At 71.1% G+C, this 14,119-nt stretch carries 12 protein-coding genes; 5 read left to right on the top strand and 7 right to left on the bottom strand.

Annotated features, from left to right (window positions below; translation table 11 throughout):
- Positions 1–32 precede the first annotated feature (32 nt).
- The gene (locus AB0H64_RS27320) at positions 33–908 is read right to left on the bottom strand and encodes a hypothetical protein (RefSeq protein WP_357629884.1); all 876 of its coding nucleotides are present in this window, start codon (positions 906–908) and stop codon (positions 33–35) included.
- Positions 905–1,483 (bottom strand): sigma-70 family RNA polymerase sigma factor, encoded by a 579-nt coding sequence (locus tag AB0H64_RS27315; RefSeq protein ID WP_357629882.1) that lies wholly within the window; start codon positions 1,481–1,483, stop codon positions 905–907. The genes AB0H64_RS27320 and AB0H64_RS27315 overlap by 4 nt, the downstream gene beginning before the upstream one ends.
- Before the next feature lie 175 nt (positions 1,484–1,658).
- On the opposite strand from AB0H64_RS27315, the gene AB0H64_RS27310 reads away from it, so the two are divergent.
- Entirely contained in the window at positions 1,659–4,892 is a 3,234-nt protein-coding gene (locus AB0H64_RS27310; protein ID WP_357629880.1) for a S8 family serine peptidase, read from the top strand.
- A 53-nt stretch (positions 4,893–4,945) separates the two neighbouring features.
- On the opposite strand, the gene AB0H64_RS27305 is transcribed toward AB0H64_RS27310, so the two are convergent.
- From AB0H64_RS27305 to tdh, 5 genes are all read right to left on the bottom strand, one after another.
- Positions 4,946–5,815, bottom strand: coding sequence for a hypothetical protein (locus AB0H64_RS27305; protein ID WP_357629878.1), 870 nt, complete (start codon positions 5,813–5,815; stop codon positions 4,946–4,948).
- Positions 5,812–6,393, bottom strand: a complete 582-nt coding sequence (locus AB0H64_RS27300) for a sigma-70 family RNA polymerase sigma factor (RefSeq protein ID WP_357629876.1) — start codon at positions 6,391–6,393, stop codon at positions 5,812–5,814. The genes AB0H64_RS27305 and AB0H64_RS27300 overlap by 4 nt, the downstream gene beginning before the upstream one ends.
- A 65-nt stretch (positions 6,394–6,458) precedes the next feature.
- Positions 6,459–7,364, bottom strand: a complete 906-nt coding sequence (locus AB0H64_RS27295) for a LysR family transcriptional regulator (RefSeq protein WP_357629874.1) — start codon at positions 7,362–7,364, stop codon at positions 6,459–6,461.
- Positions 7,365–7,419: 55 nt separating this feature from the next.
- Entirely contained in the window at positions 7,420–8,589 is a 1,170-nt protein-coding gene (locus AB0H64_RS27290) for a glycine C-acetyltransferase (protein WP_357629872.1), read from the bottom strand.
- The gene (gene tdh, locus AB0H64_RS27285; protein ID WP_357629871.1) at positions 8,589–9,629 is read right to left on the bottom strand and encodes an L-threonine 3-dehydrogenase; all 1,041 of its coding nucleotides are present in this window, start codon (positions 9,627–9,629) and stop codon (positions 8,589–8,591) included. Before tdh ends, AB0H64_RS27290 begins: the two co-directional genes overlap by 1 nt.
- Positions 9,630–9,828: 199 nt before the next feature.
- Here tdh and AB0H64_RS27280 point away from each other — a divergent pair, with 199 nt between their 5' ends.
- The 4 genes from AB0H64_RS27280 to AB0H64_RS27265 all read left to right on the top strand — a co-directional run bounded on the left by AB0H64_RS27280 (position 9,829) and on the right by AB0H64_RS27265 (position 14,107).
- Complete coding sequence (locus tag AB0H64_RS27280) at positions 9,829–10,962, top strand: ROK family transcriptional regulator (RefSeq protein ID WP_357629868.1); 1,134 nt, start codon at positions 9,829–9,831, stop codon at positions 10,960–10,962.
- 145 nt (positions 10,963–11,107) lie between these two features.
- Entirely contained in the window at positions 11,108–12,367 is a 1,260-nt protein-coding gene (locus AB0H64_RS27275; RefSeq protein WP_357629865.1) for a sugar ABC transporter substrate-binding protein, read from the top strand.
- A complete protein-coding gene (locus AB0H64_RS27270) occupies positions 12,364–13,302 on the top strand; it encodes a sugar ABC transporter permease (protein ID WP_357629862.1) in 939 nt (312 codons plus the stop codon). Before AB0H64_RS27275 ends, AB0H64_RS27270 begins: the two co-directional genes overlap by 4 nt.
- Complete coding sequence (locus AB0H64_RS27265) at positions 13,295–14,107, top strand: carbohydrate ABC transporter permease (RefSeq protein ID WP_357629860.1); 813 nt, start codon at positions 13,295–13,297, stop codon at positions 14,105–14,107. The genes AB0H64_RS27270 and AB0H64_RS27265 overlap by 8 nt, the downstream gene beginning before the upstream one ends.
- Positions 14,108–14,119: the final 12 nt, after the last annotated feature.

Raw genomic sequence — 14,119 nt, 5'->3', positions numbered from 1 at the left:
TCGTACGGCCAGGAGGTCGGCCCTCGCGCCGCCTAGGAGGCCGGGCAGTTCTCGCCGCGGCGGCCTCCCGGCTCCTGCGGCTGCGACCCCTCGTACACGCTCAGGGTCGCCTTGCCCGGCTCGTTCATGGTGCCGCTCTCCACCAGCCACGAGTCCGGAACGGTCTCCTTCGTCCCCCCGGACTCGGGGTCCATGTCCGTGAAGCTCTGGACGGTCACACCGCGCTCCTGCAGCATGGTGCGGACCTCGGACACCGGCCTGCCGATGTAGGGCAGGCAGTGCAGCGGCTCTCCCAGGGCGTCGATCGAGGTGCCGTTCTCGAACTGCTCGCCGGGCTGGGCCTCGCGCCCGAGCGTGATCTCGGCGGGCCCCTGGAAGTTCTCCGGGATCTTCACCCCGATCGGGCAGCCGCCCATCTTGTCGCAGCCGCCCGGCTGGTCGATGGTCTTGATCTCGTCGAGATACCGGTTGTCGGTGGGCGAGGTGGGGAAGATGGAGCCCACCCACGACGGGGTCGAGGGGATGACCCTGAGGGTCACGTCCAGACCGGCGTCACGAAGCTGCGCCTCGTAGGTGGCGGAGTCGGCGTACAGGTCCTTGACCTCGATGACGTAGTAGCCGTCCTCCTTCTTGATGTCGAGCGCAGCGGCCGTCCCCGGGCCGAGGCCGAGCCCGGCGGGCAGCAGCCAGCTCAGCCCGAGGAACGCGGCGGCCAGCAGGGCCACGCCCGGCACCGCGACACGCAGGACCAGCGGCCGGCGCCCGCGCGGCGGGGCCGGTGCGGCGGCCCTGGCGGTGGTGGGCTCGGCGGCCATGATGTCGCGCATGAGCGCGTGGGCCCCCTCGGTCATGCCGGGCCCGGCGCCGGGGGTCAGGTGGGCGACGACGCGGTCCACGTCGGTGTTCATGAGTTTCCCTCCGCGAGTGCGACGGCGCGCAGGCCGTAGGTGGTGAGGTCGAGGTCGGCGGCCGACAGCTCCTTGGCCAGCCGCTTGCGGGCGCGGTGCAGGCGCAGGCGTACGGCGCCGCGCGAGCAGCCGAGCACCTTGGCGATCTCGGCGCTGCCCAGCCCTTCCCAGCCGACCAGGGCCAGCAGCTCCCGGTCGTCGGGCGACAGGCGCCTGAACGCCTGGTAGGCGGCGTCGGCGTCCCGATCCGCCACGGGCCGGGACCAGGTGGCCAGCTCCTCGCGCAGCCGCGCGGCCAGTGCCGAGCGGCGTTCCTGGGCGCGGAAGTGGTTGGCGAGGACCCGCCGGGCGACGCCGTACAGCCACAGCCGGGCCTCGTCGCCCGGGGGAATGTCGTCGAGGCGGCGCCAGGCGGTCGTGAACGTCTCGGCGATCACGTCGGCGGTGTCGTCGGGGGAGTCGGTACGTCGCGTGACGTAGGCGGCGACCGCGGGATAGTGCGCCAGGTAGAGCCGCTCGAAGCGGAGCTCCGGCGTAGGAGGCCCGATGTCGCCTTCTTTCCGTTGTTTGGACACATCACAGCAGATGTCCGGCTCGGCGGCTCTGTTTCACGCGAAGCGCGTCGTCTCCGCTTTCCCGACGGCCCCGGTAACACCTCGCCTCATCCGGACACTTGCTCATGCGTTGCCGCCGTACGCGCCCCAGGGTGGTCGGCGGTGATCGGTCATGAAGCCGATGGAGAGGAAGCGCATGAGGTTAGGCAAGGGGTTGGTGGCCGCCGTCCTGGCTGGATCGGCCGGTGTCACGGCCGCCCAGACGCCCGCCGCCGCGACGCCCGGGATGTCCCCGACACCCGCGACGTCCGCCGCCGCGACACCCACGACACCCGCCGCCATGACGGCCGATCGGCCGGGGAACGGGCGGACCGGCACAGTTACGCTGATCACCGGCGACCGGGTGATCGTCACCGCCGCCGGACACCGGGTGGAGCCGGGACCGGGCAGGCAGGCGCACTACGCCAGCCAGTACCGCGACGGCCACCTGTACGTCTACCCGTCCGACGCCCAGCAGTTGGTGGCCCAGGGCGTCCTGGACGAGCGGCTGTTCGACGTCACACAGCTTCTCGAATGGGGGTACGGCGACGCGCAGCGGAGCGACATCCCGCTGATCACGCAGTCGGCCCAGGGGGACGTGCCCGCGCTCCGGAGCGCCCGTCAGGACCGGCGGCTGTCCACCCTCGGCATGACGGCCGTGCAGGTGTCCAAGAAGAGCGCGGCCGAGACGTGGAAGGGCCTGGCGGGTGACGGCGCCCGGACCTTGACCGCCGGGCGGGCGAAACTCTGGCTGGACGGCCACCGCTCCTTCACCCTCGATCAGAGCGTCAAGCAGATCGGCGCCCCCGAGGCGTGGAAGCAGGGCTTCACCGGCGAGGGCGTCACGGTCGCCGTGATCGACAGCGGTTACGACCCCACGCATCCCGACCTGAAGGGCGTTGTCACGCAGGCACGCGACTTCACCGGCCGCGACGACGTCCGCGACTGGAACGGGCATGGCACCCACGTCGCGTCGATCGTCGCGGGCGCGGGGGAGAAGTACCGCGGCGTGGCACCCGGAGCGAAGCTCGCCATCGGCAAGGTGGGGGACATCGTGATGGAGGAGTCCGACATCATCGCCGCCATGGAGTGGGCCGCCGCCGAGGTCAAGGCCAAGGTGGTCAACATCAGCCTCGGCGGTCCGGACACGCCCGACGTCGACCCGGTCGAGCAGGCGGTCGACACGCTGTCGGAGCGTACCGGCGCGCTCTTCGTCGTGGCGGCGGGCAACGAGTCCACGCCCGGCACGATCTTGAGCCCCGGCAGCGCCGACGCCGCCCTCACGGTCGGCGCCGTCGGCCGGGACGACAAGGTGGCCGACTTCTCCAGCAGGGGGCCCCGGGGCACCGACCACGCCATCAAGCCGGACGTGACCGCCCCGGGCGTAGCGATCAAGGCCGCCAACGCCGGGGGCGGGGCCGACGAACCGTACATCGCCATGAGCGGCACCTCGATGGCCACGCCCCACGTCGCGGGCGCCGCCGTGATCCTCGCCCAGCGCCATCCCGACTGGAGCGGACAGCGTCTCAAGGCGGCGCTCATCGGCAGCGCCGCCCCCAACGGGAGCGCCGGACTCTACGAGGAGGGAACCGGACGCGTGGACGTGGCCAGAGCGGTCTCCCAGCAGGTGGCGGCGACGACGGGCAACGTCTGGGCCTCCTTCCCCTGGAACGGCACCGGCGAGCGGGTGGCGACCAGGACGCTCACCTACGCCAACTCCAGTGACACCCCCGTCACCCTGGACCTCGCCGCGGACGGCGAGGCGCTGGAGCTCGCGTCCAAGCGGCTGGAGGTGCCCGCCGGGGGCGAGGCGTCGGTCGAGCTGACGATCCGCGCGCAGGGCAAGGCGCCAGGGGACTACCCCGGCGTCGTCACCGCCAGGTCGGGCGACACCGTCGTGCGCACCCTCGCGGGCGCGTTCGTGGAGCCGGAGACCCACACTTTGACCGTCAGGACCATCGAGAGGGACGGCCGGATTCCCCGCGCCGCCATGGGCGTGCTCTACCAGCTCGAGACCGGCACGCAGAGGCAGCTTTCGTTCGACGACCAGGGCGTCGCAAGGGTGCGGGTGCCCGAGGGCCAGTGGAACCTCTACGTCAACGTCTACAACTCCGACCACTCCACGACCGCGCATCAGCCCGTGATCATCGACGGCGCGGACCGTGAGGTGACAGTGGACGCGCGTCAGGGCAAGGAGATCACGTTCACGGTGGACGAGCCGACCGCCGTGCAGGACGGCAGTGAGGAGATCACCGTGGCCAACGGCTGGTGGAGCCAAGGCTGGGCCAGCTTCGGTGACGACGTCTACGCCGTGCCGGTGCGCCAGCCCGGCGTGCGGTACATGGCCGGGAGCGCCTGGCACAAGAAGGACACCGTGCCGAGCCCGTACCGCTACGACCTGGTCGAGTATCGCACCGGCGGAATCCCGGACGACTTGTCGTACACGGTGCGCACGCGTGACCTGGTGAAGGTGAGCGCGACGTACCGGGCGCCGGGCGGGTCAGGCACGGCCGTCGTCTTGGTGGGGCCGCGACTTCCCGGCGCGTCCTGGGCAGGAGGCGCCTGGATGTCCCACAGCCCGGACATGGAGCTGCCGGCCACCATGACGCACTACCGCAGCCCCGGTTTCGCCTGGGCGACGGACATCATGACGGGCACTCACTGGGTGTCCGGCGTGAGCCAGGTGCTTGGTCGCCGGCCCGTCACCGAAGTGTGGAACGCCGCCGTGACCGGCCCCGCCTTCGGCACGTCCGCGGGCGACCGCGACGGTGACTGGCTGCACTACAACGTGGACGGCATCCTCGCCGACGGGCGAGCCGGGCTGATGGGCGGCGACTACGCCGTCACCGGCACGATCGCCCTGGCCCGCGGCGGGGAGAAACTGGCCGAGGCCGATCTCGCGACCTGCGAGCCCGGGTACACGGAGAGCTGCCGGCTCGACGTCCGCCTGCCCGCCGAGGCGGCGACCTACACGCTGACCGCGTCGGCGCAGCGGCCGTCGGCGCTGTCCACGAAGGTCGAGTCGGCCTGGACGTTCCGGTCGGAGCGGACGGACAAGGTTCGGCCGCTGCCCCTGACCGCGGTCCGCTACCTCCCCGAGGGCCTGGACGATCACAACCGCGCCAGGCCTGGGTCCACGACCGTGATCCCGGTGAGCCTCCAGCGCAACCCCGGCGCCCCCGGAGCGCGCCCCACGTCGATCACGCTTGAGGCGTCCTTCGACGACGGGACGACCTGGCGGCCGGTACGGCTGACCCGCTCCGGCTCCGGATGGACGGCCCGGGTCGCGAACCCGGCCGCGCCCGGGTTCGTCTCGCTGCGCGCCAAGGTCACGGACGCGGCGGGCGACCGCGTGACGCAGACCATCACCCGGGCGTACGCCATCGGGTGACGGGTTAAGGCGTCCGGCCGCGCGGGGGGTGCTGTGCCCGCGCGGCCGGACGGTCAGTAGCCGGGCGGCGGGGTGGCGCCTGGACCAGGCTCGACGCCCAGGACGATCACCCCGTCGTTGTAGCTCTCCCCCTCCGCCACCTTCCAGCCCGGATCGACCCGGGAGGCCGGGACCGACTCCTCCGCCCGGAAACCGACCCCATCGCGCAGCGGCCAGCGGAGCTGGTAGGTCACCTTCAGACCGTGCTCGCGCACGACGCGCACCGCCTCGGCCACTGTGAGTCCCCCGAGCTTGGTCCCGGCCAGGGCCTCGCCCTCCAGGCTCGCGTCGATGGGGAAGGCGTACTTCTCGCCGGGCTTGGCCGGCCGGCCCAACCGCAGCGTCGCCGGCCCCTTGATGTCGGCCGTGATGCTGAAGGCCGTCAGGCATCCCTCGACCCGCACCTTGCAGTCGGACAAGGTGGAGGTCATCTTGGCGTTCGGGTCCGAGTCCTCCCAGCCGTCGACGGGGTTGCGCTGCCGCGGCGACACGGGCATCAGCTCCACCGTCACGTTGCCCAGGCCGACCTTCTGGAACGCCTTCTGCAGCTCGGCCGGGTCAGGGTCGCCGTCGGTGATGTAGAAGACGTACTCGTCGCCGTCGCGGTCGATCGTGACGGCCTGGCTCGCGTACACCTGCCCCGACTCCTTGAACAGGGACGGCCCGACGACGAGGGCCCCCGCCAGGACGACCGAGGCGGCCAGCCCCAGCAGGAGGCGGCTCGGAGCCGGTACGCGGCGGGGCCGCCGGGCAACCGGGGCCGGGGTCCGCTCCAGCAGGAGGATCTCGGCCAGCAGCGCGTCCGCCCCCGCGGTGGTCGCGCTGCCGGACAGGTCCGGGTCGAGCACTCTCGCCCGTTCCCTGAACACCTGGTCATTGCTCATCGTGACTCCTCGTTGGTCAGTGGTCGCGGGTGGAAGGCCGCCGGGCGGGCGTCCTCCAGGGCCCGGGCGAAGCGCTTGCGGGCGCGGTGCAGCCGGATGCGAACGGCGTTGCGCGAGCAGCCGAGCACCTCGGCGATCTGGCCAGGGTCCAGCTCCTCCCAGACGGCCAGGGCCAGCAGCTCGCGGTCGTCGTCGGACAGCGCGGTCATGGCCTGGTCCACGTGGTCGTACCGGCTGGGGGAGGACATGGCGTAGACGCGCCGGGCCTCGGCGGTCAGCTCGGCGTGCCGCGTCTCCCTGCGCCGTTCGCCGCGGCGGTGGTTGGCCAGGACGCGCCGGGCCACGCCGTAGAGCCACAGCCGGGCGGCGTCGTCGCGCGGGATCTCACTCACGCGCCGCCAGGCGATCACATACGTCTCGGCCACGATGTCGGCCGCGTCCTCGGGGGAGGAACACCGCCGCATGACGTAGCCGAGAATCTGCCCGTACGTGCGCCGGTACACGGTCTCGAACCGGGACCGGTCATCGGTTTCGTCCACATCGTCCTCGTGGGTGTGCTGCTTGTCGGTCTCGATCACGTACGTGTCCGCGGGCGGGCGCGGAATTTCACGCGGAGACCGACGGCAGCGAGGAGGTGGCCGCGTCAGGCGGGGGCGGCGGCGCGGAGCATGTCGAGCACCTGCCGGAGGAGGGGGTGGGCGGCGGCGCCGCGGCGGACGGCGGCGAAGACGCGCCGCTCCGGGCCCGGCGCGGGCCGTACCGTGACGCCCGACAGCGTCATGTCGCGCAGGGCGAGCCGGGGCACGAGCGCCACCCCCGCGCCCGCCCCGACCAGCGCCACCACCGCGCGGAAGTCGTCCGAGCAGTGGGCGAACGCGGGCGTGAACCCCGCCTGCTCGCACGCGAAGGCGATCACGTCGTGGACCGGGTTGCCCGGGTGAGGGCCGATCCAGGTCTCGCCGCCCAGGTCCGCGAGCGCCACCGGAGAGCCGGGCGGCCCCGCGGCCAGGGGGTGGTCGCTCGGGAGGACGAGGTCGAACGGCTCCGCGTACAGCGGCACCCGGGACAGGCGGCGGTCCGCCGCGTCCGGCCAGCCGCGGTACTCCACGACGACGGCCAGGTCGGCCCGCTCGTCGAGCAGCATGGCCAGCCCCTGGTCCCCCTCCATGTCCCGTACGCGGACCTGGAGGCTCGGGGCCTTGAGCCGGAGCGCCGCCACCGCGGGCGCGAGGACGGCGCTGATCGCGGTGGCGAAGCAGGCCACGGTGACCTCGCCGGCCTCCCCGGTGGCGTAGGCGGCGACCTCCGCCTCGGCGCGTTCGAGCTGGGCGAGCACCTCGTCGGCGTGCCGCAGCATGATCGTGCCCACGGCGGTGAGCCGCACGCCGCGGCCGTCACGCGTGAAGAGCCGGTGCCCCACCTCGTGCTCCAGCGCGACGAGCTGCTGCGACACGGCCGAGGGCGTGAGGTGGAGAGTGGCCGCCGCGGCGGTGACCGTGCCGTGGTCGGCCACCGCGCGCAGCGTGCGCAGGCGGCGCGTGTCTATCACGCTGGTGAGGATACCTACGGGGCCAGGTCACCCGCGGGCCCGGACGAACGCGCGGTCAGCCGCGGGCCTGGGCGAACGCCTCCACGGCGCGGTCCACGTCCTCGGGCGAGTGCGCGGCCGAGAGCTGGACGCGGATGCGGGCCTGGCCGTGCGGCACGACCGGGTACGAGAACCCGATCACGTAGATGCCCAGCTCCAGCAGCCGGTCGGACATGACGGACGCCTTCGCCGCGTCGCCGATCATGACCGGGACGATCGGGTGGTCGCCGGGCAGGATGTCGAACCCGTTGCGCGTCATCTCGCTGCGGAAGCGGGCCGTGTTGGAGCGCAGCCGCTCCCGCGCCTCCCCGGTGGTCTCCAGCAGGTCGAGGATGCGCAGGGAGGCGGAGGCGATGACGGGCGCCAGGGAGTTGGAGAAGAGGTACGGCCGGGACCGCTGGCGCAGCAGCTCGCAGATCTCGCGGCGGGCGGAGACGTAGCCGCCGCTGGCTCCGCCGAGCGCCTTGCCGAGGGTGCCGGTGATGATGTCGATCCGGTCGGTGACGCCGTGCAGCTCCGGCGTGCCGCGTCCGGTGGGGCCGACGAAGCCGACGGCGTGGGAGTCGTCGACCATGACCATCGCGTCGTACCGGTCGGCCAGGTCGCAGATCTCCGGCAGCGGGGCGAGGTAGCCGTCCATGGAGAACACGCCGTCTGTGACGATCAGCCGGCGCCGGGCGTCCGACGCCTCCTTCAGCCGGGACTCCAGCTCGCCCATGTCACGGTTGGCGTAGCGGAGGCGGCGGGCCTTGGACAGGCGGATGCCGTCGATGATGCTCGCGTGGTTGAGCGCGTCGGAGATCACCGCGTCCTGGCCGTCGAGCAGCGTCTCGAACACGCCGCCGTTGGCGTCGAAGCACGAGCTGTACAGGACGGTGTCCTCCATGCCGAGGAAGGCGGACAGGCGTCCTTCGAGCTCCTTGTGCACTTCCTGGGTGCCGCAGATGAACCGGACCGAGGCCATGCCGAACCCCCACCGGTCGAGCGCCTCCTTGGCCGCCGCGACGACCTCGGGGTGGTCGGCCAGGCCGAGGTAGTTGTTGGCGCAGAAGTTCAGCACCTCCTGACCGGCGACGCGCACGTTGGAGCTCTGCGGGGTGCTGATCACGCGCTCGGGCTTGAGCAGCCCAGCCTCGGTGATCTCGTCGAGCGTCTCACGCAGCTGCTCGCGCATGTTGGTGAACATCAGGCACTCCTGTTTATGGTCCAGTCCAGAATGACCTTGCCCGTGCGGCCGCTGGCCGCGGTGTCGAAGGCGGCGTCGAACTCCTGGTACGGGAACCGGTCGGTGATCACCGGGGTCAGGTCGAGGCCCTTCTCCAGCAGGACCGACATGTTGTACCAGGTCTCGAACATCTCGCGGCCGTAGATCCCCTTGATGGTGATCATCGAGGTGACGACCGTGGCCCAGTCGACCGCGAACTCCTCCGCGGGCAGGCCCAGCATGGCGATCTTCCCGCCGTGGGTCATGCTCGCGATCATGTCGCGCATGGCCCGCGGGTTGCCGGACATCTCCAGCCCCACGTCGAAGCCCTCGCGCATGTCGAGGCGGCGCATGCCGTCGGCGACGGAGTCGCGCGCGACGTTCAGCGCGAGGGAGACGCCGAGCTTGGCGGCCAGGTCGAGGCGCTCGTCGCTGACGTCGGTGATGACGACGTTGCGGGCGCCGACGTGGGTGGCCACGGCCGCGGCCATCAGCCCGATCGGGCCCGCGCCGGTGATGAGCACGTCCTCGCCGACGAGGGGGAACGACAGGGCGGTGTGAACGGCGTTGCCGAACGGGTCGAAGATGGCCGCCACGTCGGGGTCGACGGGGACGCGGTGCACCCAGGCGTTCTCGGCGGGGAGTGTGACGTACTCGGCGAAGGCACCGTCGCGGTGGACGCCGAGGCCGACGGTGTTGCGGCACAGGTGGCGGCGGCCGGCCATGCAGTTGCGGCACCGGCCGCACACGATGTGGCCCTCGCCGCTGACCAGGTCGCCGACGGCGACGCTCTCCACGCCGGAGCCGAGCTCGACGACCTCGCCGCTGAACTCGTGCCCCACGACGAGGGGAAGCTTCAGGGTGTTTCTCGCCCAGTCGTCAAATTTCCGGATATGGAGGTCGGTGCCGCAGATGCCGGTACGCAGCACCTTGATCAGCACTTCGCCGGGCCCCGGCGTCGGCTCCGGAACGTCGACCAGCCGGAGACCAGGCTCGGGCCTCTCCTTGACCAGCGCTTTCATCGCACATTCCCCCTCATCCCGAACCTAACGCACTGTGCCGTCCCGGCTCCGGGCATGTCCATCGAGGGATTCTTAAGTGCCCCCACAGCTTCGCTTCACGCCGCCTCCCGGCGTGTTGGCGCGCCGCCCGGCCGCCCCGCTAATACGCAACAAGGTTTGTTAAGTAAGATGTCGATCTGACGGTTTCCCTGGAGGTTCGGTGCGACAGCAGAGCGGCGACGCCTCCCTTCTGCGCAGGCTCAACTCCGCCGCGGTGCTGCGCATCCTGCGGGAGGCAGGGGTGGCCACGCTGAGCGAGCTGGCCAGGGCGGCCCGCGTCTCCAGGCCGACGGCCGAGGTGATCGTCGAGGACCTGGTGGCCGAGGGCTGGGCCGAGGAGTGCGCCGAGGAGCCGGGCGACCGCCAGCGCGGCCGGCCGGCCAGGCGGTTCCGGTTCCGCGCGGCGGCGGGCCACGTGGCGGGGGTCGGCATCGGGGCCTCCCACGTACGCGCCATGGTGGCCGACCTCAACGGCGAGATCGTCGCCTCCCACAAGGCACCCACCCACGAGACGATGACCGCGGCCGAGCGCCTCGACGTCGCCGCCGGCCTGGTCTCCGCGGTAGCCGACCGGGCGGGGCTGTCCATGGCCGGCCTGGCGGCCGTCGGCGTGGGCACCACCGGCGTGGTGGACAACGCGGGCCGCGTGGTCAAGAGCACCATCCTGCCCGGCTGGACCGGCCTCGACCTGCGGGCCGAGCTGGGGCGGCGGCTCGCGCCACCCGTGCTGGTCGAGAACGACATGCGGCTCGCCGTGCTCGCCGAGCACTGGCGGGGCGTGGCGCGCGGCCACGACGACGTGGTCTACCTCTTCACCGGCCACCGGCTGGGTCTCGCCCTGCTGATCGGCGGCCGGCCGTACCGGGGCGCCAACGCCGCCGCCGGCGAGATCGGCCGGCAGGCGCGTGACCACTGGTCGGCCTTCAGGCACGTCACCGACTACGCGATCGCGGCCGAGCCGGGCGAGCTGCGCTCGCACCAGCAGGCGGCCGACTTCACCATCGAGCGGGCGCGCGCCGGCGACGAGCGGGCGCTGGCGGCCGTCACCGCGTTCGCCCGGCACCTGGGCGAGGGCCTGCTCACCCTGGTCAACCCGCTCGACCCGGAGATGGTGGTGGTCGGGGGCCGCCTGGCCAGGGCCGGCGACCTGCTGGTCGAGCCGATCCAGTGCTACTTCGACGAGGTGTGCTACTACCCGCCGAAGGTCGTGGCCTCCGGCCTGGGCAGCGACTGCGTCACGCTGGGCGCCGTCCGGTGGGCGCTGGACCGCGCCGACGACCTGCTCTTTTCGTAGAGCACTTCGATAATTCTGTCACGAAGCTGTCACGCCGCGGTCGCTTGCGTGCATCTTCTGCAAGATCCTGCACGATTATCTATAGTTGTTTTCATAAATGAGCGCTATCTTCCAGTCACGCGCAAACCCGACAGATGGGGACGACATGACAGGCAAGATGAGGGCGCTGATGTGCGCCGGTGCGCTCGTGGCAGGACTCGCGGGATGCTCCTCGTCTGACGGGGGCGGCTCCGGCGGCAAGGTGACGCTGACCTACGCCTACTGGGACAGCGAGAACCAGGGCCAGGCGATGACCAAGATCGTCCAGGAGTTCACCAAGACCCACCCGAACATCGAGGTCAAGCTCCAGTTCACCCCGAACAAGGAGTACTGGACCAAGCTCCAGACCGCCGCGGCCGGCGGCACGGCGCCCGACGTCTTCTGGATGAACGGCCCGCGCATCGGCCTGTACGCCTCCCAGGGCGCGCTGATGCCCCTGTCCGACCGGATCGCCGCCGACAAGCTCGACCTCGGCAAGTACCCCAAGTCGCTGGTCGACCTCTACACCCTCGACGGCAAGCAGTACGGCATCCCCAAGGACTTCGACACCATCGGCCTCTGGTACAACAAGGACCTGTTCGACGCCGCCAAGGTCACGTACCCCGACGCCTCCTGGACCTGGGACGACGTCCGCGCGGCGGCCAAGAAGCTGACCGACCCGGCCAAGGGCGTCCACGGCATCGGCGCCATGCCCTGGTCGCAGGAGCTCTACTACAACACGATCTTCCAGGCCGGCGGCTACGTGATCTCCGACGACAGGAAGAAGTCGGGCTACGACGACCCCGCCACCATCGAGGGCCTCAAGTTCTGGAAGGACCTCCTCGACCGGAAGCTCTCGCCGACGGTCCAGCAGATGACCGACAACGACCCCATCGAGATGTTCAAGAGCGGCAAGCTCGCCATGTGGTATGACGGCTCCTACGACGCCTCCCAGTACTTCAAGACCGAGGGCCTCAAGGCCGGCGTCGCCCCGCTCCCCGCCGGGCCCAAGGGCAGGGCGACCGTCATCCACGGCCTGGCCAACGTCGTCTACGCCAAGACGAAGCATCCCGACGAGGCGTGGGAGTTCGTGAAGTTCCTCGGCTCCGAGCGGGCCAACCGCATCCAGGCCGAGGCCGGCGCCGTCATCCCGGCCTACGAGGGACTCCAGGAGTCGTGGGTGAAGTCGATGCCCGGACTGAACCTCCAGGCGTTCATCGACCAGGTCCCGGATGCCCGGCCGTACCCGGTCTCCAAGAACACCGCCGCCTGGACGCGCCTGGAGACGGACGCGATCACCAAGGCGTTCACCGAGGGACAGGACGTCGAAGCCGTCGCCAGGCAACTCGCGGCGGCCATGAACGCGGCCCTGTCGCAGGAGAAGTGAGCAGCCTCGGAAGGGCGGCCGCCACCCGGGCGGCCGTCCGCCCCGCCACCCGCCGCCGGCTGCGCGACCGCGACTGGGTCTGGGGCTACGCGATGATCGCGCCGCTCGTGCTGGGCCTCGGCGTGTTCTACCTGTGGCCGGTCGTGCAGTCGGTGTACTACAGCTTCACCGAGTGGACGCTGTTCGGCGACGCGACCTGGGTGGGCCTGCGCAACTACGAGCAGCTCCTCACCGACCCCGCCAACGCCAAGGCGCTGCGCAACACCTTCCTGTACGGCGGCCTGAGCCTGCTCGGCATCCCGCTGTCCATCGCGGTGGCGGCCCTGCTCGGCACCCGGGGGCTGCGGCTGGTGTCGCTCTACCGGACCCTGTACTTCCTGCCGGTGGTCACCATGCCGGCCGCCGTCGCGATGATCTGGACCTGGCTCTACAACGGCGACTACGGCCTGATCAACTACCTGCTGTCCCTCGCCGGGATCCACGGCACGTCCTGGATCGCCGAGCCGTCCACCGCCCTGTACGCGCTCGTCGCGGTCGGCATCTGGACGCAGATCGGCTACAACGCCGTCATCTTCATGGCGGGCCTGCAGTCGATCCCGGCCCACCTGTACGAGGCGGCCTCGATCGACGGGGCCGGCCGCGCCCGGCAGTTCTTCCGGATCACGCTGCCGCTGCTGTCGCCGAGCGTCTTCTTCGTCTCGGTGCTCAGCGTGATCAACGGCCTGCAGATGTTCGACCTCGTCTACCTCATGCTGCGCCGTGGCAACCCCGCCCGGGAGGACACGCAGACCGTGGTGTCGCTGTTCTTCTCGCGGGCCTTCGAGGAGGGCGCCAAGGGGTACGCGGCCGCCATGGCCGTGGTCCTCATGGCCATCACGCTGGTGCTGACCGTCATCCAGTTCCGCGTCCAGAAGAGGTGGGTCCACTATGCGTAACGGTCGCCTCTGGCCCGTCCACCTGGTGCTCGCGGTCGGCGCGGCGGCGATGGTCATGCCGTTCTTCTGGCAGGTGCTCACCTCGCTGAAGACGTTCACCGAGGCCACCAGGACGCCGCCCGTCTGGGTTCCCTCGTTCGAGTGGTCGAACTTCGCCGAGGTCCTCGACGAGACGCCGTTCCTCCAGCAGCTCGGCAACACCGTGGTGATGACCACCGGGCGGACGCTGGCGCAGCTGCTGTTCTGCTCGCTGGCCGCCTACGCCTTCGCCCGGCTGCGCTTCCCCGGCCGCGACGTCATCTTCGTCCTGCTGCTGTCGGTGCTCATGGTGCCGGGCCAGCTCTTCCTCATCCCGCAGTACCAGATCGTGCAGAGCCTCGGCTGGCTGAACACCCTGCCGGGCCTGATCGCGCCCGGCATGTTCAGCGCGTTCGGCACGTTCATGATGCGGCAGTTCTTCATGACCCTGCCCGCCGAGGTGGAGGAGGCGGCCCGGCTGGACGGCGCCCACCCCCTGCGGATCTTCTGGAGCGTGATGCTGCCGCTGGCCAGACCAGGGCTGCTCGCGCTCGGCGTGCTGACCGTGCTGTGGTCGTGGAACGACCTCATGTGGCCGCTCATCGTCAACACCGACCCGGAGAGCATGCCCCTCTCGGCGGGGCTGTCGGCGCTCCAGGGCGAGCACATGACCGACTACCCGGTGCTCATGGCGGGATCGCTGATGGCCAGCGCGCCGATCATCGTACTGTTCGTCATCATGCAGAAGCAGCTCATCCAGGGCATCGCGTTCACCGGCTCCAAGTAGCGTGCCCGTACC

Origin of the sequence: Nonomuraea sp. NPDC050733 (assembly GCF_040654215.1) — a bacterium.
GTDB lineage: Bacteria > Actinomycetota > Actinomycetes > Streptosporangiales > Streptosporangiaceae > Nonomuraea.
Note: the sequence above shows the minus strand (reverse complement) of the source record. Positions and strands in the feature narration are given on the sequence as shown.

Coding starts and splice junctions, on each gene's coding strand:
- AB0H64_RS27320 (WP_357629884.1), bottom strand. CDS start 908: ATGAACACCGACGTGGACCGCGTCGTCGCCCACCTGACCCCCGGCGCC.
- AB0H64_RS27310 (WP_357629880.1), top strand. CDS start 1,659: ATGAGGTTAGGCAAGGGGTTGGTGGCCGCCGTCCTGGCTGGATCGGCC.
- AB0H64_RS27305 (WP_357629878.1), bottom strand. CDS start 5,815: ATGAGCAATGACCAGGTGTTCAGGGAACGGGCGAGAGTGCTCGACCCG.
- AB0H64_RS27290 (WP_357629872.1), bottom strand. CDS start 8,589: ATGTTCACCAACATGCGCGAGCAGCTGCGTGAGACGCTCGACGAGATC.
- tdh (WP_357629871.1), bottom strand. CDS start 9,629: ATGAAAGCGCTGGTCAAGGAGAGGCCCGAGCCTGGTCTCCGGCTGGTC.
- AB0H64_RS27275 (WP_357629865.1), top strand. CDS start 11,108: ATGACAGGCAAGATGAGGGCGCTGATGTGCGCCGGTGCGCTCGTGGCA.
- AB0H64_RS27265 (WP_357629860.1), top strand. CDS start 13,295: ATGCGTAACGGTCGCCTCTGGCCCGTCCACCTGGTGCTCGCGGTCGGC.